This is a genomic window from Ruegeria sp. CDSC079 (genome assembly GCF_059610505.1).
In genome coordinates this window covers 1-21438 of the sequence record NZ_JBXWNT010000004.1, presented here as the reverse complement: position 1 = coordinate 21438, position 21438 = coordinate 1, and the positions used below count along the sequence as shown (strand labels likewise).

Here is a 21438-nt window from a genome sequence, read left to right as displayed (position 1 = left end):
AAAACTATGACCGACGCATATATCTATGACGCCCTGCGTACCCCGCGCGGCAAAGGCCGCAAGGATGGCAGCCTTCACGAGCTGACTTCGGCGCGCCTGTCCTCGCTGACATTGAACGCCGTAAAAGAGCGGAACAATCTAGAGGGCCACGCCGTGGAGGACGTCATCTGGGGCAACGTAACCCAGGTTATGGAACAGGGCGGCTGTCTGGCACGAACCGCAGTGCTGGGTTCTGATCTGGATGAATCGATCCCCGGGCTGGCGATCAACCGGTTCTGCGCCTCGGGCATGGAAGCTGTGAACCTAGCTGCCAACCAGGTCAAAGGCGGCGCGGGCGACGCCTATATCGCAGGCGGGGTCGAGATGATGGGCCGTGTTCCGATGGGCAGCGATGGCGCTGCGATTGCGGCTGACCCTTCACTGGCGATGAACACCTATTTCGTTCCGCAGGGTATCTCGGCTGATATCATTGCGACCGAATACGGGTTCACACGCGATCAGGCTGATGCGCTGGCGATGGAATCGCAGCGCCGTGCAAAAGCTGCGTGGGACGACAACCGGTTCTCGAAATCGGTCATCACCGTTAAGGATCAGAACGGCCTGACCATTCTGGACCATGATGAATACATGCGCCCCGGCACGGACATGCAAAGCCTAGGTGGCTTGAACCCCGCATTCCAGATGATGGGCGAGCAAATGCCCGGCTTCGACAACGTCGCAAAGCTGAAATACCCGCATCTGGAAAAGATCAATCATATCCACCACGCGGGTAACAGCTCGGGCATCGTGGATGGTGCGGCGGCAGTTCTGATCGGCAACAAGGAATTCGGCGAGAAATACGGCCTGAAGCCGCGCGCACGCATCAAGGCCACGGCCAAGATCGGCACCGACCCCACCATTATGCTGACCGGTCCTGTTCCGGTGACCGAGAAAATCCTCGCCGACAACGGCATGAAAATCAGCGATCTCGACCTGTTCGAAGTGAACGAAGCCTTTGCCTCGGTTGTTCTGCGCTTCCAGCAGGCATTCGATGTCGATCCGGCTTTGGTCAACGTCAATGGCGGCTCGATCGCAATGGGCCACCCGCTGGGCGCGACCGGCGCGATGATCATCGGCACCCTGCTGGATGAGCTTGAACGTCAGGACAAGGAAACTGGGCTAGCCACGCTTTGCATCGCATCCGGCATGGGTGCAGCAACGATCATCGAGCGCGTCTGATGCCCAAGCTGGATCTCTCTCAGATTCCGTTTCAGGGCGGCTCGGCCTATCCCGGCAAGCTGGCCGAGGCGACCGCAGGCCGTTTTGTTCAGCGCCTCGGTGATGCGGGCGGGCTAACCCAGTACGGGGTCAACATCGTACGGCTTGAACCGCAAGGCATGTCCTCGCTGCGCCACTACCATATGGAGCAGGACGAGTTTGCAATCATGCTAAGCGGCACCTGTACGCTGATCGACGACGATGGCGAGCATGAGATGCAGCCCGGCGATTGCGCCGCATGGCCAGCAGGTGAAGCCAACGGCCATCACCTTGTGAACAACACCGATGCGCCTGCGACCTTTCTGGTGGTGGGCACACGGACCCCGAACGAGACCGGCTATTACAGCGACTTAGACATGATGGTGAAGGATGATGAGAACGGATTCTCTTTCACCCGGAAAGATGGCAGCCCGCTAACGGCTGACCAGATTGGAGATGACAATGACTGATTTCACTCTGAGCAAAGACGCGGACGGCGTCGCCATTATCACCTGGGACGTCCTGGGAAAATCCATGAACGTGATGTCTTTTGACGGCTTCGCACAGTTGAGCGATTGCATCGATCAGGCACTTGCCGATGACGAGATCAAAGGCATCGTTATCACCAGCGGGAAAAAAGGTTCGTTCGCCGGTGGCATGGACCTGAACCTGCTTGCGGTGATGAAAGAACAGGCGGGCGACAACCCCGCCAAGGGCCTGTTCGAAGGCACCATGAATATGCACGGCGTGCTGCGCAAGATCGAGCTGGCGGGCATGGACCCCAAGACCAAGAAAGGCGGCAAGCCGATTGCAACCGCCCTGCCCGGTACAGCCGCAGGCATTGGCATGGAACTACCGCTGTCGACGCATCGCATCTTTGCAGCCGAGAATCCAAAGGCGAAATACGGCCTGCCTGAAATCATGGTTGGCATCTTCCCCGGCGCTGGTGGCACCACCCGTATGGTCCGCAAGGTCGGTGCGATTGCAGCCGCTCCGCTGTTGCTGGAAGGCAAGATGCTGGACGTCAAAAAGGCGAAAAGTGCAGGCTACATCGATGAGATCGCAGAGGATCCAGTTGCCGCGGCAAAAGATTGGGTGCTGAACGCCAAAGATGCGGACATTGTGAAGCCTTGGGATGCCAAGGGTTACAAAATGCCCGGTGGTGCGCCTTACCACCCTGCCGGTTTCATGAATTTCGTCGGCGCCTCGGCTATGGTGAATAGCAAAACCCAGGGTGCGTTCCCTGCCGCCAAGGCGTTGCTAAGCGCTGTTTACGAAGGTGCGCTGGTTGATTTCGACACCGCGCTGAAGATCGAAGCCCGTTGGTTCACCTCCGTTTTGATGAACCCGTCTTCGGGTGCCATGATCCGATCACTGTTCCTGAACAAGGAAGCCTTGGAAAAAGGCGCCGTGCGTCCTGCGGGCGTACCGGATCAGTCAGTCAAGAAGATCGGTGTTCTGGGCGCTGGCATGATGGGTGCGGGTATCGCACTTGTATCGGCGCAAGCCGGTATGGAAGTTGTTCTGGTCGACCGCGATCAGGAAGCAGCAGACAAAGGCAAAGCCTATACCGAGACGTACCTGGACAAAGGTATGAAGCGCGGCAAGGTTACGGCTGAAAAGAAAGAGGCCATGCTGGGCCGCATCACCGCGACCCCTGACCTTGATCATCTGAAGGGCTGTGACCTGATCATCGAAGCCGTCTTCGAAGACATGGGCGTCAAGGCCGAGATGACCAAAAAGGTCGAGGCGATCATTCCCGAGGACTGCATCTTTGCCTCGAACACCTCGACCCTGCCGATCAGCGACCTGGCCAAAGCTTCGGTGCGTGCGGATCAGTTCATCGGCATCCACTTCTTCTCGCCCGTCGAGAAGATGTTCTTGGTCGAGATCATCAAAGGCAAGGAAACCGGTGATCGCGCAGTGGCCAAGGCGCTGGACTATGTGCGCCAGATTCGCAAGACGCCTATCGTGGTCAACGATGCCCGCTTCTTCTACGCCAACCGCTGCATCATTCCCTACATCAATGAAGGTGCCCGGATGGTGACCGAAGGCGTCAGCCCGGTTCTGATCGACAACGCGGCACGCCAGTTGGGCTTCCCTGTCGGGCCTATCCAGCTGACTGATGAGACCTCGATTGATCTGGGTGCCAAGATCGCACGCGCGACCAAGGCCGCGATGGGTAACGAATATCCTGAAAGCCCGTCCGATAATCTGATCTTCTGGATGGAAGAACAGGGCCGTCTGGGCCGCAAGGCAAACGCGGGCTTCTTCGACTATGACGAAAAAGGCAAGCGCGTCGAATATTGGAAGGGTCTGCAGGACAAGTATCCGCTCGCAGAGGATCAGCCCGACCTAATCGAAGTGCAGGAACGCCTGATGTTCGCTCAGGTTCTGGAGGCCGTCCGCGCATTGGAAGAAGGCGTTCTGGAAGACATCCGCGAGGGTGACGTCGGCGCAATCTTGGGCTGGGGCTTTGCACCTTGGTCAGGTGGCCCACTGAGCTGGCTGGACATCATCGGCACCCCTTATGCGGCCGAGCGTTGCGATCAGTTGACCGCACAATATGGGGAACGGTTTACCTGCCCGCCGCTGCTGCGTGAGATGGCAGATAAAGGCCAAAGCTTCTACGGGCGGTTCAACCCCGAAGCCAAGGCTGCCTAAACAGTTGGTGCTGGCGTAAGAGACCTTACGCCAGCACCCTGCTTGTCGTGTTTGGTTGGTCTGCCGTTCAGATCACTGGGAGAGGTCGGCCCGGACGACCCGGGCGACGCGCACCCCTGCTGGGTCTCAAAGGGACAACTTGTTCCAGCGAGATGGGTGCAGGCAGCGCACCCAACGGGTTGGCAAGGGCTGCCACGCGGCCCTCGGTTCGTATTTCTTCGACCAAATCCGCCGCTGTTTCGCTTTCGGCAATTTGATAGCCCGCACTTGTGCCGCTGTGGCCGCCGAAACGCCCTGACGGGCAGAAGGCGCGCATGCCGCCTTCCATATAGACCACTTCATCCTCGTCAAAGAACAGTGCGCTGACATCGAATGATGATGCCGGGACGTCCGACTTGATGCGGAACAAACCGCTCAACTTTCGTGCTGCCACAACAGTCAGATCTGCGGTGCCATGCTCCAATGCTATACCCTGTTCAGGCATGATCCAAATCGTACCTGGGCTGTCGACGGCACTTGGGGGTACGCGGACTGGCAAATACTCGATCCGACTTTCTTCAGTAGGAACCGAAATCGTATCGACAGAAATGCGCCTTACTACCTTAAAGCCGTTCTCGACTGTCCGGATCAGATCACCAGGCTGAATGTCTTCAATCGGCGTCCAGCCGTCGACAGTTGCAACCCTGGTCCCGTGGATCAAGCCGCCACGGCGCGCGTTCAGTTCTACTCTGGTTTCGAATTGTGTCCGGCTTTCCGGAACATCTGAAATACCCATGTCACTCACTACTTCAAACACGTGCCTCCCCCCTGCTGGCACCAAAAACAATAGATATTCATTAGCATCCAAACCGATCAAGCGTCCAAATTTTGACACATTTGAGCCTGATTTGGGTCCCAAACCCCGTTGGATAACGCTAAAAACGGAACAACGATCTGTAATCGCCCGGTATTAAGTCCCGCACGGAAACTATATTTCTGTCATCTAATCAAAAGAGTATCCGAATCTGTCTATATCTTCAGCGCAAGCCTCGGCGATGGCCTCCTGTGATGCGGCTGAATAATAGCTGCGGTAATCTTTCGCCCGCTCTGATCGATTCAGATGCGGCAGCGTGATCCGGAACCCCAGGTGGTCAAACAGAGGCTCTGCGTCCTGATCAAACGCTTCGAGTCTGATGAAATACTGGCACTGCTCGATACCATCGGCTCGCGTCACGTAGTGCCGCGCCGGAAGCTGGCGGAGTGATTGTTGCGTCGCAGGGTGGCAGACAAATCCTTCAAACGAATGGGCGCGGGCCAGCGCGATTGCGGGGTGATCAAAGCCTTGCACCTTGAGCCAGTGATAATAGCTGACAAGCCGATCCCAGGGATTTCGGACCAGGGTAAAGACTGTCATCCCCGACAACTCATCCGGTGAAAGAACACCTTCGATATCGGCGAGGGTTGAATGTTTCCAAAGGCGGCCACGCGCCGATAGCTGTTTGATCCGCCTATTGCGTTTCTTTGCCTTGGGCGTATCTCCCAGCAAAACATCATCCTTCATCGCGCGCTGTTCCAAAGCCAGCGACAAAGATGTCCCTCCAGTTTTGGGAATGTGGACGAAGATATAAGAGCGACCGCGCGAAATGATCACGATGCGGCCTCTGTAGCGGCGGGACGCGTGGACCGCCAGGCCAGCAGAACTCCGGCCGTTGCGATCAGGCATATGCCGAGGATCTGCAGAACACCGATATTCTGCCCAAAGACCCTCCAGGCGAACAAGGGTCCAAATATCATCACCGAGTATTCAAACACCGCCACATAAGAGGTCTCACCGATCTGATAGGATTTGATCAGCATGAATACCGCAATCGTTGAACCAACAGCCTGCGCGATAATCCATGGAAGTGCCGGTCCCATCTGCCAGACCCAACCTCGGGTGACGAACCCGTCCGGCCCAGCGACCGGAGCCACTGGGTAAAGAGAAAACACGATTAGTCCCAACGCTCCGGCCACTCCCAAGGTTGTCACCATAGCCGCCAGCAATGCCGTTGTGCTTTCCTGCGCGCAGTGGCTTCGGGTGATGACTGAACTGAACGCGTAGAACAGCCCTCCGGCGACCGGCAACAGCGTTTTTGCATCAAACTCGCCGGGATTCGGCTGCAACACGCACAAAATCCCGGCAAACCCTACTGCAACGGCCAGAATACGCCATGGGCCTATCCGTTGCTTCATGGCGACGGTTGTAATCAACAGCACAAAGATCGGCGACGTGAACAAACCCGCCAACGCCTGAGCAATCGGCATCAGCGCAAGCGAGGCAAAATAGAACAACATGGCCAATGTGATGAGTACACTACGCAGGATCACGGGGCCAAACCTAATCGGGCGCAAGCGGCCCAGCCCAAGCAGTGACAGGCCCATTATCAGCGGTAGCATGAGCAGTGCCCGGCTGAAATGGAACTGCCACAGACCGATCGTTTCGGCCACCAAGATGACCACATTGTCAATCACGCCGATGATTGCCATAGCACTGACCATCAGCACCGAGGCCAAAACCGGTGAAGTCTGGGTGTCCGCCTGCATCATTTTCCCCGCGGCATGATGGAGAGCGGTAACAGAATATTCCGCTCGTCTAGGTATCCAGCACATTTCCTGAACGTCGCGCAACAGGTTTGCGCCGGTTGAATTTAGCGTGTTAAGCTGGCTCCAATTAAGAACGAGCAGACATCACCCCGATGACGGCACTGAAACAGTTCCAGCGGATCGAAGCCACCGGTCTGTGGCGCCCCTCGCCCGATGTTCAGCGGCGCGAGGTTGTTGTGTCGATTGGTGAAGCGACGCTGACGATATCGGATTTCAACGACCGGGCCCTGACGCATTGGTCGCTGGCTGCGCTAGAGCGCCAGAACCCCGGTGTTTTCCCTGCAATTTACCACCCGGATGGCGACCCACAAGAGACGTTGGAACTGGCCCAATCCGAAACCACGATGATCGAAGCCATTGACCGTCTGCAGCGTGCCATCGACTGGTCACGCCCCCACCCCGGGCGTTTGCGGTGGTTCAGCGTGGCCGGGGTTGTGGCTGCTGTGGCCGCGCTCATGCTGTTGTGGTTACCGTCAGCGTTACAAAACCATGTCGTATCCGTCGTTCCCGAAATCAAACGTATCGACATCGGCGACACAATCCTGAGGCGCATCGAAAGAGTGTCAGGCCGCGCCTGCGTGTCCGAGGGCACTCAGGAAGCACTGGATCATCTGGCGGCAAGAACGGGCGTGCGCGCAATTGTTATCCTACCCGCCGGAGTACAGACCAGCCTGACCCTGCCGGGTGGAATTGTCCTGTTGAACCGATCTCTGGTCGAAGATCACGAAGACCCCTCGGTCGTGGCCGGGTACATCCTTGCGGAACGTGCACGTGTGCAGGCACAGGACCCACTGGATGATCTGCTGGACCGTACTGGCATCAGATCTGCGTTCCGCCTGCTGACAACCGGTGAGCTGACACCTCAGATTGTCGACAGTTATACCGAAGAAGTTCTATCAGAACCCCGTCCGGCTGTACCCGACGAGAACCTGCTGGAAATTTTTGCCGAGGCAGCTTTGCCCTCAGTCCCCTTTGCTTATGCGACGGACGTCACAGGTGAAACCGTGCTGGGCCTGATCGAGGCCGACCCGATGGCGGGCCAGCCCCTGCAACAGATACTGCCAGATCGCGAATGGGTCCGTCTGCAGAATATATGCGGCGGATAAGCCCGCTTATTTGGTCCCGAACATCCGGTCGCCCGCATCGCCCAGACCCGGCATGATATAGCCTTTTGAGTTCAGCTCACGGTCCAGTGCGGCGGTGACGATGTGAACATCCGGATGTGCCTCTTTCATGCGGGCAACGCCTTCGGGGGCGGCCAGCAGGCACAGGAACCGGATATCCGTCGCGCCCGCCTCTTTCAGCAAATCAATCGCAGCGGCCGAGCTGTTGCCGGTTGCCAGCATCGGGTCGACGGCAATGACCAGACGGTCCTTCAACCCCTCAGGGGCTTTGAAGTAATATTGGACGGGCTTCAAAGTCTTTTCATCGCGGTACAGGCCAACAAAGCCAACACGGGCCGAGGGGATCAGTTCCAAAACGCCGTCCAGCATTCCGTTACCGGCGCGCAGGATAGAAACCAGCGCCAGTTTCTTACCTGCCAGGATGGGGGCGTCCATCTCTTCCATCGGGGTTTCAATGTGCCGGGTAGTCAATGGCATTTCGCGCGTGATCTCATAGGCCAGAAGCAAGGTGATCTCACGCAGCAACTGACGGAATTCGGCGGTCGAAGTGACCTTGTCCCGCATGAGCGTCAATTTATGCTGCACCAACGGGTGGTCGACGACGGTCAGGTGTTCGCTCATGATATCTCCAGTCTTTTCTTGACCCGCGCACGGGTCGCTTCATCGCAAAAAGCCGCATTCAGGGCGGTTTCATTCAGGGCGGCAAAATCCTCGGCCTCCCAACCGAAAGCTTTGGCCAACATCTCATATTCACGCCGCATTGTGGTATGGAAAAACGGCGGATCGTCGGTGGACACGGTGACCTTGACACCTGCCTCGCGCAACTTGGAAATCGGGTGGCTGGCAAAGTCGGGAAACAGGCCCAGAACCACGTTCGAGCCCGGGCAAACCTCGAGCGTCACACCACGATCAACGATCTCATGCACAAGGTCGGGATCTTCGATCGCACGCACGCCATGGCCGATGCGTTCAACTCCCAGATCACGGATCGCATCGCGGACACTATCCGGCCCGCCGAACTCTCCGGCATGGGTGGTCAGGCGTAGTCCAGCCTCGCGCGCGCAGTCAAACGCCCACTTATAGTCGCCCTGAACCCCCATGGATTCATTGCCCCCCATACCGAACCCAGTAATCCAGTCGCCAGCTGTTTCAGCGGCACAATATGCACTGAGCTTGGCCTGTTCGGGTCCGAAATGCCGGACACAGGTCACCACGCCGCGCAGAGTGATATCGTATTTCCGCTCGGCTTCATCAGCGGCATCCTGAATGGCACTTAGATAGTCGCGCCAGGCCACCAAATCGCCACCGCCACAAAAATCGGGGCTCAGAAAGCTTTCCGAATACACCACCCCGTTCGCCGCGCTTTCTTCAAGAATAGCCAACGTCAGACGGCGGAAATCCTCGGGCGATTTCAGCACCTCACAGGCGGCCTCATATACGCTGAGGAAATGGGCGAAATCCCGGAAATCATAAGACCCGTCATGTTTGAAAATCCCGCTCAGGTCGATGCGCTTTTCATGCGCCAGCTGACGGATGAAGGCAGGCGGCGCGGCACCTTCGTGATGCAAGTGCAGTTCGATCTTGGGTAGGTCAGCGACAGTCATAGAAAGCTCCGCCCCGGCCCTTGTGCCGGGATATTCAGGTGATGTGCGATACTGGCGGCAATGTCGGCGAATTTGACCTGACCGATCTGCCCCGCACCCTGCCCTGCAATCAGGACAGGTACTTGCTCACGCGTGTGGTCGGTGCCGATCCAGCTTGGGTCGTTGCCGTGATCAGCGGTCAACAACATCAGGTCATCGGGGCGCAACCGGGTCAGAATTGCACCTATCTCTTGGTCAAACCATTCTAGCGCGCGGGCATAGCCGCTGATGTCGCGCCGATGGCCATAGAGACTGTCAAACTCGACAAAATTGGCGAAGGTCAGGCTGCCCTCTTCGGCCTCATCGACCAAATCGGACAGATGACCCATCAAGTCAGCATCCGACCCTTTGCGCAGTGTATCGATTCCCTGCATGGAAAAGATATCGCCGATCTTGCCCACTGCATGAACACGGCCGCCCGCATCCTGACACCAGTTCGTCAGCACCGGAGCGGGCGGCACGATGGCAAAATCCTTGCGGTTGGTCGTGCGGGTGAACCCCTGTTCGGGCGAGCCGACAAAGGGCCGTGCGATCACACGCCCCACTTTCATCTGGTGCAAACGTGGGGCCAGCGCGCGGCAGAGGTCAAGCAGACGGTCTAGGCCGAAACTTTCTTCATGCGCGGCGATCTGAAAGACACTGTCGGCCGAGGTATAGCAGATCGGCCAACCGGTTCGCATATGCTCGGCCCCCAATTCGGCGATGATCGTGGTGCCCGAGGCGTGGCAATCCCCCAAAACCCCTTCGGTTCCGGCGGCCTCGGCTGCGGCCTTGCTCAGATCAGCCGGAAATGATGGTGTTGTATTTGGAAAGTAATGCCAGTCCCACGGCACAGGCAGCCCTGCTAGCTCCCAATGCCCCGATGGCGTGTCCTTGCCCGGTGAATCCTCACAGGCGCAGCCCCACAGACCTGTCGGCTGGGCCAGCAAACCCGGCGTTTCCGCACCCGAGGCCAGTCGTGCCGCAGCACCCAACCCCAGCGCATCCAAATGCGGTAGATGCAAAGGCCCGGATCGCCCCTCTTCCGCCTGACCTTGTGCACAAGCCTGCGCGATATGGGCCAGAGTGTTTGCCCCAGTATCCGGCATGTCGCCATTAAAGAACTGATCAGCATCGGGCGCACCGCCGATACCCACAGAATCCATCACCACAAGGAAGGCGCGGCTCATGGCGTGATCCTCTCGTGGACAAGGAATGGCACCACTGGTTTACCCGTTCCAAGCGTGATCGCCTTTTGAACAGCATCAGCCGCACGTCGCGCGGCATCCTCGCGGGCGGCATGGACGACAGCCAATGGCGCGCCTTTTTCGACCCGGTCGCCCAGTCGCACCAGATCTGACAGCCCGACCGCAGGGTCGATCACATCGCTTTCAACCTGACGTCCGCCACCCAATTCGACAACCGCAAGGCCCAGAGCCTCTCCGTCTATCGTGGTTACATAGCCCGCAGCGGGAGCAGACACTTCGAGGATCACGCTGGCTTCGGGCAAATAGCGCGACCAATCGTCGACAAAGTGAATGGGTGCCCCAACTGCGGCCATCATGCGGCCAAACCGTTCTGCGGCACGGCCATCGCGGATGACCTTGGCGATTTTGTCCCGGCCTTCTTCCGAAGTGGCAAACATACCGGCGTCAGCCAACAGAACCCCGCCCAGCTCGGCAGAGATCACAGCCAACGGCGCATCAGGCGCTTGGGTCAATACCTTCATGACCTCATCCACCTCAAGTGCATTGCCCAGCGCAGAGGCAAGCGGCTGGTTCATATCGGTTATGACTGCCGAAGTCCGACACCCTGCAGCGTTGGCGGTTTCTGTCAGCGCCTGTGCCAGATTGCGCGCGTCATCAGGGGTTTTCATAAAGGCCCCACTGCCAACCTTAACGTCTAGCACCAGTGCATCCGGGCTGGCTGCAAGCTTTTTCGACAGGATCGACGCGGTGATCAGGTCGAGGCTTTCAACTGTCGCCGTGACATCCCGAATGGCGTAAAGCCGTTTGTCCGCTGGCGCGATTTGCCCGGTGGCGCCGACAATGGCTGCCCCCGTTTCGTTCAGCACCTGCACCAGCCGGTCCTGGCTGATCTGGGTGGTCACACCGGGGATGGATTCAAGTTTGTCCAACGTGCCGCCCGTATGTCCCAGTCCCCGGCCAGAAATCATTGGCACATAGGCCCCAAGCTCGGCCAGTGCGGGGGCGAGTACCAGGCTGACGCTGTCCCCCACACCCCCGGTCGAGTGTTTATCGATTACCGGACCTTCCACATCCCAGTTCAGGACATCGCCGCTGTCGCGCATCGCAATGGTCAGATCGGCGCGGCCCTGCGCGCCCAACCCGCCCATGCAAACCGCCATGGCAAAGGCCCCTGCCTGCGCGTCACTGACCCCACCATCGGCAAGCCCCTGCGCAAACCAGTGCAGTTCCTCGGCGGAGGGTATATCCTTGCGGCGCAACTTTGCGATGATCGAGCGGGCGTCCATGGGGTCACACATCCTCCATATGCGAGGCGTCAAATGCGCCTGGCAGCAGATCCCCGATAGTGGTTTTCAACTCCGCCCCGTCCAAGCTGGCCAATACCACCTTGACGTCACGCTTGCCGAACTCGGCCAGTTTCTGGCGGCACCCCCCGCACGGCGGTACTGGCTGAGGAGACGACGCGACCACGTAAACCTCGGTCAGTTCCTGCTCGCCAGCAGCGACCATGGCGGCAATGGCTCCGGCCTCGGCGCAAGTGCCTTCGGGATAGGCCACGTTTTCCACATTGCAACCGGAGTAGATCTGCCCCGACAGGGACCGGATCGCCGCGCCGACCTTGAAATTGGAATAAGGCGCATAGGCGTTTTCCCGCACGGACAAGGCTGCGTCTTTCAAGCTCATGGCGATTCCCCATTTTTTGATCATCTGGTCAGAAAGTCATACCCTAAATGAAAGCCCCCGGGGAATTGAAGCCCCGAGCGCAGAATTCCTGAGCCAAAATGCTTAATCCAGAACCGTATTGAACACGCCAGGCAGCGCGACCTCAAGCAGTTCAACATCATCGGTCGGATCAGACAGGCGTGTCCGCATGCCCGGTGGAATGACAAAGGCATCACCTTGTTCCAGCCGATACGGGTCGCGCCCCTCGCCTTCGAGCGTCAACTCACCGTTCATAACGAAGGTGAAATGAATATCGGTATCATGTGTAGCCCAGGCGGTGCCACCCTGCCCCCGACGCACCACCTGAACGCCTGCGACACCCATCGTGTTCTGGGCAATCGTGGTGTCGCGACAGATGTAGCCCGGCAAACGGAACGGCCCCCATTCTGCCCCCTCGGCCCGGTTGTAGACAAAGCGCTGGCCCTGCCATTCGCGATCCGGGCGGTATTGCGGGGTCGGCAACTGCATTTCGTGGTCGATTTCGGTGACATGTTCGGCAGGAACACCAATTTCGATCACCTGCACATTGTCCGATGCTTCCAACACACGATGACGGATTTCGGGCGGCTGGATAAAGCAATCACCGGCGGTCAGGCGCATCTTGTCGCCCTGATCCTCGTAAACCACATCGACCCAGCCATGGATGCAGAAAATCAACTGAAACCCGACCTTGTGGAAATGCACCATGTCTGGAACCGGACCGCCATCAGGAATGCGGATATGGCTGGCAATGATCGACCCGCCCAAGCGATCGGGTACCAGATCGCGATAATGCATTCCGGCGCGCCCGATGACCCACGGGGCCTGATCCTTGAGTCTGCGCACGACAAAGGAATGCACGGTATCCGGCATCACCATCGGCGGGTTCAGCTCATCAATTTCGACACGCGTCCCGTTCGGCGCGACCAAACTGCGCTGGCCAGCCGCAAACTCATCCGGATTTTCGGTCAGAATGCGCAACATTCCGGGCGCCTCGGGTGCATCCTGTTCGATCCGTAATCGCAATCCATGCCCCGAGAACACGGCGACCCGAGGATCATCAGCCGGATAGATCATATCCATCCGCATCCCCAGTACCTTGGTAAAAAACGGGATGTCGTCACGTAATTCCTGCGTCGGCAGACGAATCTCAGCTTTGGTCTGATTGCTGGTCATTCAAGTTCTCTTCGGTCGTGGCTTTGGGCCATCCGATCAGAACAGAAGCCAAAATGCCAATCGAAAAGAACATCTCAAGCGTTTCTTCCAACACAAACAAACGCATGATCATCTGGTCCGACAGGTCGTCTTTCAGTGCGCCACTGACTTCTTCCAACCCCTGCGCAACCACCGCACACATACCGGCCAGAAAGAACACCATTAGAAACGGGACCCGTTGCTTGAACGCACGCCACCCGTTTGGCACCCCGTGCCAGAGCAAGCCTCCCAGAACCAAAACAGCCAGGATGACGCGAACCGCGTTCATATCAAGCAGCGTGTCCAGCCCATTCAGAATCCCATATGGCAGGCTATCTACGGCATAGATATCCGCAGCAAGTTCGCGCTCTGCCAGCAGCAAACAGACGAGACCGATATAGAGACGGGAAATCCCGCGATACCGGAAAAGCGCAATGCCCCCGGCCAGAACAAGTGCCGCGGCCGAAATGGATTCGAACGGGCCGCCTTCATGGCTGAGGGACATCGCCTGCACCGGCCAGATACAGAGGACCACCAAGATCAGCAACGCAACACCAATCGCTGCACGAAACAGCGGCTGGTCCAGCCCAAAGGACCGCTTGGTATCGGTTGTGACGGGTATCGACTGAGATTGTTTTTCCGGGGTCATCTTGGGCCTTCGATCTCCTGTGGAAGCGGTGCCGAATATGAAGATGCGAGACCGTAACCATATTGGAACAAAATTCAACCTACGGCCGTGTTTGGCAAAAATCCATTTATGAAGTGACGTCACGTAGCCAAGGCGCCAGAAATAGTTTAACCCTTCAACCAAATTCGGAACGGAGATGAATTGCCTATGTCTGACACTCCCAACCTGCGACAGGCCGCGCTTGATTATCACGCTCACCCAAAGCCTGGAAAGCTCGAAATCAGGGCTACGAAACCCATGGCCAACGGTCGGGATCTGGCGCGCGCCTACTCGCCTGGCGTCGCCGAGGCCAGCCTGGAAATCAAGGCCGACCCATCCAACGCCGAGCTTTACACTGCGCGGGGCAATCTTGTTGGCGTGGTCTCGAACGGAACAGCAGTGCTGGGCCTGGGCAATATAGGCGCTCTGGCTTCAAAGCCGGTGATGGAAGGCAAAGCGGTTCTGTTCAAGAAATTCGCAGGGATCGACTGTTTCGACATCGAGGTTGACCAATCCGACCCCGAAAAGCTGGCCGATATCGTTTGCGCGCTGGAACCCACGTTCGGGGCGATCAATCTTGAGGACATCAAAGCCCCCGATTGTTTTATTGTCGAAAAACTGTGCCGCGAGCGGATGAACATCCCCGTTTTTCACGATGACCAGCACGGCACCGCAATCGTCGTGGGCGCCGCTGCCAAGAACGCGCTGCATGTGGCCGGGAAAAAGTTCGAGGATATCAAAATCGTCTCGACCGGCGGCGGTGCGGCAGGGATCGCCTGCCTGAACATGCTGGTGAAACTGGGCGTGAAACGCGAAAACATCTGGCTGTGTGACATTCATGGGCTTGTCTATGAAGGGCGCGCCGAGGATATGAACCCGCACAAAAGCCAGTTCGAGCAAAAGACCGATCTGCGCACGCTGGATGACGTCATCGGAGGGGCCGATCTGTTTCTGGGTCTCAGCGGACCAAATGTGCTGAAACCTGAAATGGTCGCGAAAATGGCCAACCGTCCGATCATCTTCGCGCTGGCCAACCCGACGCCCGAGATTCTGCCGGACGCAGCTCGCGAAGTGGCCCCCGATGCGATCATCGCAACGGGTCGCAGTGATTTTCCCAATCAGGTGAACAACGTTCTGTGCTTTCCTTTCATCTTCCGGGGCGCCCTGGATGTTGGTGCGACCGAAATTAACGACGCTATGCAGATCGCCTGCGTAGACGGTATCGCTGATATGGCCCGGGCAACGACCAGTGCAGAAGCCGCCGCCGCCTATAAGGGCGAGCAACTGACATTCGGACCTGACTATCTGATCCCAAAACCTTTTGACCCGCGCCTCGTCGCTGTTGTGTCCTCGTCAGTGGCCCGGGCGGCTATGGACAGTGGCGTTGCCAGGCGTCCGATTCCAGATATGGAGGCCTATAAAGAGCGCCTGAACCAGACGGTTTTCAAATCCGCCCTGATCATGCGCCCGGTTTTCGAGGCCGCAGCAGCTGCGTCGCGCCGCATTGTATTTGCCGAGGGCGAGGACGAACGTGTGTTGCGCGCCGCTCAGGCCATTCTGGAAGAAACCACGGAAACACCGATCCTGATCGGACGTCCCGAAGTCATCGAAGCGCGATGCGAGCGCCTGGGCCTGACCGTGCGTCCCGGCGAGGATTTTCAGATCGTGAACCCGGAACATGACAATCGCTACTATGATTACTGGACCTCATATCACCAGATCATGCAGCGCCGCGGTGTCACCCCTGATCTGGCCAAGGCCATCATGCGCACCAACAGCACAGCCATTGGGGCGATCATGGTCCAACGTGGCGAGGCCGACAGCCTGATCTGCGGAACCTTTGGCGAATACCGCTGGCACCTAAGCTATGTCGAACAGGTGTTAGCCAATGGCGACCTGCGCGCGCATGGCGCTTTATCTCTGATGGTTCTTGAGGACGGCCCCTTGTTCATTGCCGATACACATGTGCGGCAATTACCAACGCCTGCAGAGCTTGCCGAAACCACCCTGGGCGCGGCCCGTCATGTCCGGCGTTTCGGGTTGGAGCCAAAAATCGCGTTCTGTTCGCAATCTCAATTCGGCAATCAGGCCGAAGGCTCGGGCAAGCGCCTGCGGGCCGCTTTGGAGATTCTGGACTCGGAGCCGCGCGATTTCACATATGAGGGTGAGATGAATCTGGACGTAGCGCTTGACCCGGAACTGCGGTCGCGCATTTTCCCGCATTCACGTCTAGAAGGTGTTGCCAACGTCCTGATATTTGCCCACGCAGATGCCGCCAGCGGTGTGCGAAACATCCTGAAGATGAAGGCCAACGCGCTGGAAGTTGGCCCGATCCTGATGGGTATGGGCAACAAGGCACATATCGTGACCCCCTCGATCACCGCACGCGGGTTACTGAACATGGCGGCGATCGCAGGAACGCCTGTCGCTCATTACGGGTAAAGGGTCACGGATCCCCTCCGGGCACCGAAACAGGTGCCCGGACTGATTCCTTCATATTTGCACCAATACATTTGCAGTTTTGCAAAACTGTGAATTCGGCGCGCAAAATCCATAAATTGCCGACAGGTTTGCAAAAATTTGCAGGGAAATTCTTATACATCTGCAAATATTTTGCGATAAAGTGACGCCCCGTCACTTCGACCGCTTGTCTGCCCCCTATACCCCGCCCTAGACACGGTGCAGGGATTTTTCGGAGGAGACCAAAGTGGCATATCAGGACGTTTACCAGAGCTGGAAATCCGATCCGGAGTCATTCTGGATGGAAGCTGCAAAAGGAATTGATTGGGTTCGGCCACCCAGCAAGGCTTTGTTTGACGACAATGCTCCTCTTTATGAATGGTTCTGTGATGCCAGGGTCAACACCTGCTGGAATGCGGTTGATCGCCATGTCGAGAATGGTCGCGGTGAACAGACGGCCATCATCTATGACAGCCCAATCACCCACACCAAGCGCGAGATCTCATATGTCGAACTGCGCAATCGGGTCGCTACTTTGGCCGGGGCATTGCGGGCAAAAGGTGTCGAAAAGGGCGACAGGGTTATCATCTATATGCCGATGATCCCCGAAGCGCTTGAGGCGATGTTGGCCTGTGCCCGGCTGGGTGCGGTGCACTCGGTTGTGTTTGGTGGCTTTGCAAGCAACGAATTGGCGGTCCGTATTGATGACGCCAAACCAAAAGCAATCATCGCCGCTTCTTGCGGGATGGAGCCGGGCCGTGTGGTGCATTATAAACCGCTGCTTGACGGTGCCATCGAACTTGCCAGCCACAAGCCCGATTTCTGCGTGATATTCCAGCGCGAACAAGAGGTTGCGCATTTGATCGAGGGGCGTGATTTCAACTGGCACGGGTTCCAGTACGGTGTTGAGCCTGCGGAATGTGTTCCTGTCGATGGCAATGATCCAGCTTATATCCTGTATACATCGGGCACGACCGGAGCGCCCAAAGGGGTCGTACGGCCGACGGCCGGCCATCTGGTCGCCCTGAACTGGACGATGAAGAACATCTATAACGTGGATCCCGGCGACGTGTTCTGGGCGGCTTCTGATGTCGGCTGGGTCGTTGGCCACTCATATATCTGCTACGCGCCGCTGATCCACGGCAACACCACGATAGTGTTCGAGGGCAAGCCGGTTGGAACCCCAGACGCGGGCACCTTCTGGCGGGTGATATCCGAGCATAATGTTCGCAGTTTCTTCACTGCTCCCACCGCAATCCGCGCGGTCAAACGTGAAGATCCCAAGGGGGAATTAATCCCTGAATACGACCTCTCCTGCCTGCGAGCCCTGTTTCTGGCTGGAGAGCGGGCAGATCCCGACACGATCGAATGGGCCAAAGACGCGCTGAACGTTCCGGTCATCGACCATTGGTGGCAAACCGAAACCGGTTGGACCATCGCGGGCAATCCGCTGGGGATTGAAGAGCTGCCAACCAAGCTGGGCTCACCTGCCAAGCCGATGCCCGGCTACGACGTGCAGATTCTGGACGAAGGCGGCCACCCGATGAAACCCGGAGAGCTGGGCGCGATTGCGGTAAAGCTGCCCCTGCCCCCCGGCACTCTACCAACGCTGTGGAACGCCGAAGACCGGTTCAAAAGCTCGTACCTGAATCACTTTCCCGGATATTATGAAACCGGCGATGCGGGCATGGTTGATGAGGACGGGTACCTCTACATCATGGCGCGCACCGATGACGTGATCAACGTCGCGGGCCATCGTCTGTCCACCGGCGGAATGGAAGAGGTTCTGGCCGCGCACCCTGACGTTGCCGAATGCGCCGTGATCGGTGTGTCGGATCAGCTGAAGGGCCAGATGCCGGTTGGCTTCTTATGCCTAAATGCGGGCTGTGACCGCGACCATGGGGACGTCGTTCAGGATGTCGTCAAGTTGGTTCGCGAAAAGATCGGACCGGTCGCTGCCTTCAAGCTGGCCGTGGTTGTCGATCGCCTACCCAAAACGCGGTCGGGCAAGATATTGCGCGGGACCATGGTCTCGATTGCGGATGGCAAGGAATACAAGATGCCCGCCACCATCGACGATCCGGCGATTCTGGACGAAATCACCGAAGCCCTGAAATCCATAGGCTACGCCCAGTAGAATATCGGCACAGTTGCCGCCTCTTGCAACCTGACACTGGGCCTCTACTGTCTGACCAAGACAGTGAGGCCCCATGACAGTGACCGACATCTGGCGTCTGAGCGCCACCGATCTGACCGCGTTGACCCGCAACCGTAAACTCAGCGCGGAAGAGGCCGTAAAAGCCGCAATCGAGCGGATGCATCAGGTCAACCCTTCGTTGAATGCGGTTGTTGAAGATCTGAGCCTGCAGGCGCTGGACCGTGCGCGATATCTGGACAAGGCGGTCGGTGGCGGAGAGCAGCCCGGCCCCCTGCATGGTGTGCCGGTCACCATCAAGATCAACGTCGATCAAAAAGGACATGCGACCTCGAATGGGGTCGTTGCCCTGAAAGACGTGATCGCCCCGGATGATGCGCCAGTTGTTTCCAACCTGCAAAAGGCGGGCGCCATCGTCATCGGTCGCACCAACACGCCCGAATTTTCATTCCGTGCTGACACAGATAACGAACTGCATGGCCGCACGTATAACCCCTGGGGGCGTCATATCTCGCCCGGGGGATCTTCTGGTGGCGCGGGCGCGGCTGTGATGGCTGGGATCGGTGCGCTGGCCCATGGCAACGATATAGGGGGCAGTCTGCGATTTCCAGCCGCCGCCAATGGGGCGGTCACCGTCAAACCGGGTCTGGGTCGTGTTCCGGCGTGGAATCCCAGCCAATCGGCAGAACGGGGCATATTGGCACAATCGATGTCGGTGCAGGGTCTGATCACGCGCTCCGCAGCGGACCTGCACCTGTCCATGCCCAGCTTGATCGCGCCCGATCCGCGCGATCCGTTTCACGTGCCGATGCCGTGGCGGGGTGAGGACCAAACCGGCCCGATCAAGGTCGCCTTCACCAAGCAGACCTTTGGATACGATTTGCATCCCGAAGTCGACAAGGCTCTGGATACTGCATGCGATGCATTGATCGAAGCAGGCTATGTAGTGGAAGAGGTCGCACCACCCGATATCTTTGAAGCTGGTCGTGGCGGGTACCGCGCCCTGATGGGCGAAGTTTTGACCTTGTTGAAAGCCGATATCGAGGCTGCGGGATCAAAAACAATCCGCGACATATTCGAGGTCTACTTTCAGGAATTCCCACCCATAGTTGGCACAGACCTTATCGAAATGCTGGCCAAGCGCAGCCACTATGCGCGCGAGTGGTCTCTGTTCATGCAAAACTATCCTCTGGTCCTGTCACCATTCCTGCCACAGCCGTTCTTCAAACCGGACCGAGATACCGAGGGCGCCGAGGGCGTGCATGAAGTTCTGGGCTGTGCGGTCTATTCCTATGCGATGAACTTCATCGGCCTGCCCGCGGCATGTGTTCCGGCGCGGCTGGCCGAGCTGCCGCATGGGCCGCAGCCGATCAACATCCAGATCGCAGCCCGCAGATGGCGCGAGGATATGGCCGTAGACGCCGCCGCGGCGGTAGAAGACCGGGTAGGGCAAATGTGCCTGCCATTGTGGAAGAAAATGGGGACGTCCTTCTAAATAGACGTTGTCCAAAAAAATTGACCCCGGGGTTTTGTACCCGGGGTCCGCTTTCTAAAATATGCCTAGAAATCCGATAACGAGCGTAGCACCACCTACCCTCGCCCGCACATAAACTGCACGTTCATTTCGAAACCGCCGTTGATGGCCACTCACTTCCACCATGGCGTGTTCTCCAGGCAAGTTCACAGTACCTTAATGTTAATCGGATTCGTGTGAACTGGTTCACACAAGCGCGATTAATTCATACCTGGCCTTTCAATTAGGTGAACTGCTCCGAAATCAGACGCTCTTCCAGGCCGTGGCCCGGGTCGAACAGGATACGGTGCCGGATCGCCGGTTCAGATCGAATTTCGACCCAATCAATATCCGGAAATGAATTTGAATCCGCATCCGCCATGACCGGCCGCTTGTCCGCATCCAACACATCGAACCGCACTTGGGCGATTTTGGGCAGCAGCGCCCCCCGCCAGCGTCGCGGACGAAAGGCTGCAATCGCTGTCAGAGCTAGAACATCCGATCCAATCGGCAGGATTGGCCCATGCGCGGAATAGTTATAAGCCGTCGATCCTGCTGGCGTTGACAGCAAAGCGCCATCGCAAACCAATTCATCCATGCGCACGCGACCGTCCACACTGATCCTCAGCCGCGCCGCCTGAGGGCCTGCCCTTAGCAAAGAGACCTCATTGATGGCTAGCGCCTCATGAATCTTGCCGGACTGATCCATCGCGCGCATTGCCAGCGGGTTGATGACCTCTTCTTCAGCGGCGGAAAGACGGTCCATCAGGTCTTCTTCGTGGAACTCGTTCATCAGGAACCCGATTGTTCCACGATTCATGCCATATACGGGCGTATCGAGGTGCTGCATGTTGTGCAAAGTGTGCAGCATAAAGCCGTCCCCACCCAGCGCGACAATTACACCGGCATCACGCGGCGCCGCATTGCCATAGCGCCTGACCAGTTTGTCGCGTGCGGTTTGAGCCACCTTGGCGTCGCTGGCAAGAAAAGCGATTCTTTGAATCATCTATTGTGGTTTCCAGAGCTGCACATTTGGTTCCGAAACAATCATACCTTTCCCCTATAGACCAGACTTGACGCCACCGTTGGCCAAATCGTCGCTTTAAGCCTTTTGCCGATGTCCCGTTTCCGATAGGAAATCCGCAAGAAATCCCAGCATTGTGGAGCCCCCATGAACGCCAATCTACGTGATACCGGTTTTTTCACCCAGTCTCTCTCAGCGCGCGACCCAGAGCTGTTCGGCTCGATCACGTCCGAGCTGGGCCGTCAGCG

General features: G+C 57.8%; 18 protein-coding genes. 7 read left to right on the top strand and 11 right to left on the bottom strand.

Annotation, left to right across the window (positions count from 1 at the left end; translation table 11 throughout):
• Window positions 1-6: 6 nt before the first annotated feature.
• From AC2FIC_RS08155 to AC2FIC_RS08145, 3 genes are read left to right on the top strand one after another with little or no spacing between them, the layout of a single operon-like run.
• Entirely contained in the window at window positions 7-1218 is a 1212-nt protein-coding gene (locus AC2FIC_RS08155) for an acetyl-CoA C-acetyltransferase (RefSeq protein WP_142632809.1), read from the top strand.
• Window positions 1218-1706 carry a cupin domain-containing protein gene (locus AC2FIC_RS08150; protein ID WP_142632807.1) on the top strand — a complete coding sequence of 163 codons (489 nt, stop codon included), beginning with the start codon at window positions 1218-1220 and terminating at the stop codon, window positions 1704-1706. The genes AC2FIC_RS08155 and AC2FIC_RS08150 overlap by 1 nt, the downstream gene beginning before the upstream one ends.
• The gene (locus tag AC2FIC_RS08145; protein WP_496692445.1) at window positions 1699-3900 is read left to right on the top strand and encodes a 3-hydroxyacyl-CoA dehydrogenase NAD-binding domain-containing protein; all 2202 of its coding nucleotides are present in this window, start codon (window positions 1699-1701) and stop codon (window positions 3898-3900) included. The genes AC2FIC_RS08150 and AC2FIC_RS08145 overlap by 8 nt, the downstream gene beginning before the upstream one ends.
• Before the next feature lie 67 nt (window positions 3901-3967).
• Here the strand turns inward: AC2FIC_RS08145 and AC2FIC_RS08140 are convergent, their stop codons facing one another.
• The 3 genes from AC2FIC_RS08140 to AC2FIC_RS08130 all read right to left on the bottom strand — a co-directional run bounded on the left by AC2FIC_RS08140 (window position 3968) and on the right by AC2FIC_RS08130 (window position 6462).
• On the bottom strand, window positions 3968-4696 hold the full coding sequence (locus AC2FIC_RS08140) for a Hint domain-containing protein (protein WP_496692446.1): 729 nt from the start codon (window positions 4694-4696) through the stop codon (window positions 3968-3970).
• A gap of 186 nt (window positions 4697-4882) precedes the next feature.
• Window positions 4883-5530: a sulfotransferase family 2 domain-containing protein gene (locus AC2FIC_RS08135; RefSeq protein WP_496692447.1), complete on the bottom strand. Its 648-nt coding sequence runs from the start codon at window positions 5528-5530 to the stop codon at window positions 4883-4885.
• On the bottom strand, window positions 5527-6462 hold the full coding sequence (locus AC2FIC_RS08130) for a DMT family transporter (RefSeq protein ID WP_496692448.1): 936 nt from the start codon (window positions 6460-6462) through the stop codon (window positions 5527-5529). The genes AC2FIC_RS08135 and AC2FIC_RS08130 overlap by 4 nt, the downstream gene beginning before the upstream one ends.
• A 152-nt stretch (window positions 6463-6614) precedes the next feature.
• On the opposite strand from AC2FIC_RS08130, the gene AC2FIC_RS08125 reads away from it, so the two are divergent.
• Window positions 6615-7628 (top strand): hypothetical protein, encoded by a 1014-nt coding sequence (locus tag AC2FIC_RS08125; protein WP_496692449.1) that lies wholly within the window; start codon window positions 6615-6617, stop codon window positions 7626-7628.
• A 6-nt stretch (window positions 7629-7634) separates the two neighbouring features.
• Here AC2FIC_RS08125 and upp read toward each other — a convergent pair whose 3' ends face one another.
• The 7 genes from upp to AC2FIC_RS08090 form a co-directional block, all read right to left on the bottom strand.
• Complete coding sequence (gene upp / locus AC2FIC_RS08120; RefSeq protein WP_496692450.1) at window positions 7635-8267, bottom strand: uracil phosphoribosyltransferase; 633 nt, start codon at window positions 8265-8267, stop codon at window positions 7635-7637.
• A complete protein-coding gene (locus tag AC2FIC_RS08115) occupies window positions 8264-9250 on the bottom strand; it encodes an adenosine deaminase (protein ID WP_496692451.1) in 987 nt (328 codons plus the stop codon). The genes upp and AC2FIC_RS08115 overlap by 4 nt, the downstream gene beginning before the upstream one ends.
• Window positions 9247-10458: a phosphopentomutase gene (locus AC2FIC_RS08110; protein ID WP_496692452.1), complete on the bottom strand. Its 1212-nt coding sequence runs from the start codon at window positions 10456-10458 to the stop codon at window positions 9247-9249. Before AC2FIC_RS08110 ends, AC2FIC_RS08115 begins: the two co-directional genes overlap by 4 nt.
• Entirely contained in the window at window positions 10455-11762 is a 1308-nt protein-coding gene (locus AC2FIC_RS08105) for a thymidine phosphorylase (RefSeq protein ID WP_496692453.1), read from the bottom strand. The genes AC2FIC_RS08110 and AC2FIC_RS08105 overlap by 4 nt, the downstream gene beginning before the upstream one ends.
• A 4-nt stretch (window positions 11763-11766) precedes the next feature.
• Entirely contained in the window at window positions 11767-12159 is a 393-nt protein-coding gene (locus AC2FIC_RS08100; RefSeq protein ID WP_142632791.1) for a cytidine deaminase, read from the bottom strand.
• 102 nt (window positions 12160-12261) lie between these two features.
• Window positions 12262-13353 carry a cupin domain-containing protein gene (locus AC2FIC_RS08095; RefSeq protein ID WP_496692454.1) on the bottom strand — a complete coding sequence of 364 codons (1092 nt, stop codon included), beginning with the start codon at window positions 13351-13353 and terminating at the stop codon, window positions 12262-12264.
• Complete coding sequence (locus AC2FIC_RS08090; RefSeq protein ID WP_496692455.1) at window positions 13328-14020, bottom strand: hypothetical protein; 693 nt, start codon at window positions 14018-14020, stop codon at window positions 13328-13330. The genes AC2FIC_RS08095 and AC2FIC_RS08090 overlap by 26 nt, the downstream gene beginning before the upstream one ends.
• A 186-nt stretch (window positions 14021-14206) precedes the next feature.
• Between AC2FIC_RS08090 and AC2FIC_RS08085 the strand changes: the two genes are divergently transcribed.
• The 3 genes from AC2FIC_RS08085 to AC2FIC_RS08075 all read left to right on the top strand — a co-directional run bounded on the left by AC2FIC_RS08085 (window position 14207) and on the right by AC2FIC_RS08075 (window position 20148).
• On the top strand, window positions 14207-16480 hold the full coding sequence (locus tag AC2FIC_RS08085; RefSeq protein ID WP_496692456.1) for an NADP-dependent malic enzyme: 2274 nt from the start codon (window positions 14207-14209) through the stop codon (window positions 16478-16480).
• Window positions 16481-16745: 265 nt separating this feature from the next.
• Entirely contained in the window at window positions 16746-18635 is a 1890-nt protein-coding gene (gene prpE / locus AC2FIC_RS08080) for a propionate-CoA ligase PrpE (protein WP_496692457.1), read from the top strand.
• 73 nt (window positions 18636-18708) lie between these two features.
• Complete coding sequence (locus AC2FIC_RS08075) at window positions 18709-20148, top strand: amidase family protein (protein ID WP_496692458.1); 1440 nt, start codon at window positions 18709-18711, stop codon at window positions 20146-20148.
• A gap of 262 nt (window positions 20149-20410) precedes the next feature.
• Here AC2FIC_RS08075 and AC2FIC_RS08070 read toward each other — a convergent pair whose 3' ends face one another.
• On the bottom strand, window positions 20411-21172 hold the full coding sequence (locus AC2FIC_RS08070) for an NAD kinase (protein ID WP_142632779.1): 762 nt from the start codon (window positions 21170-21172) through the stop codon (window positions 20411-20413).
• Window positions 21173-21438 lie beyond the last annotated feature (266 nt).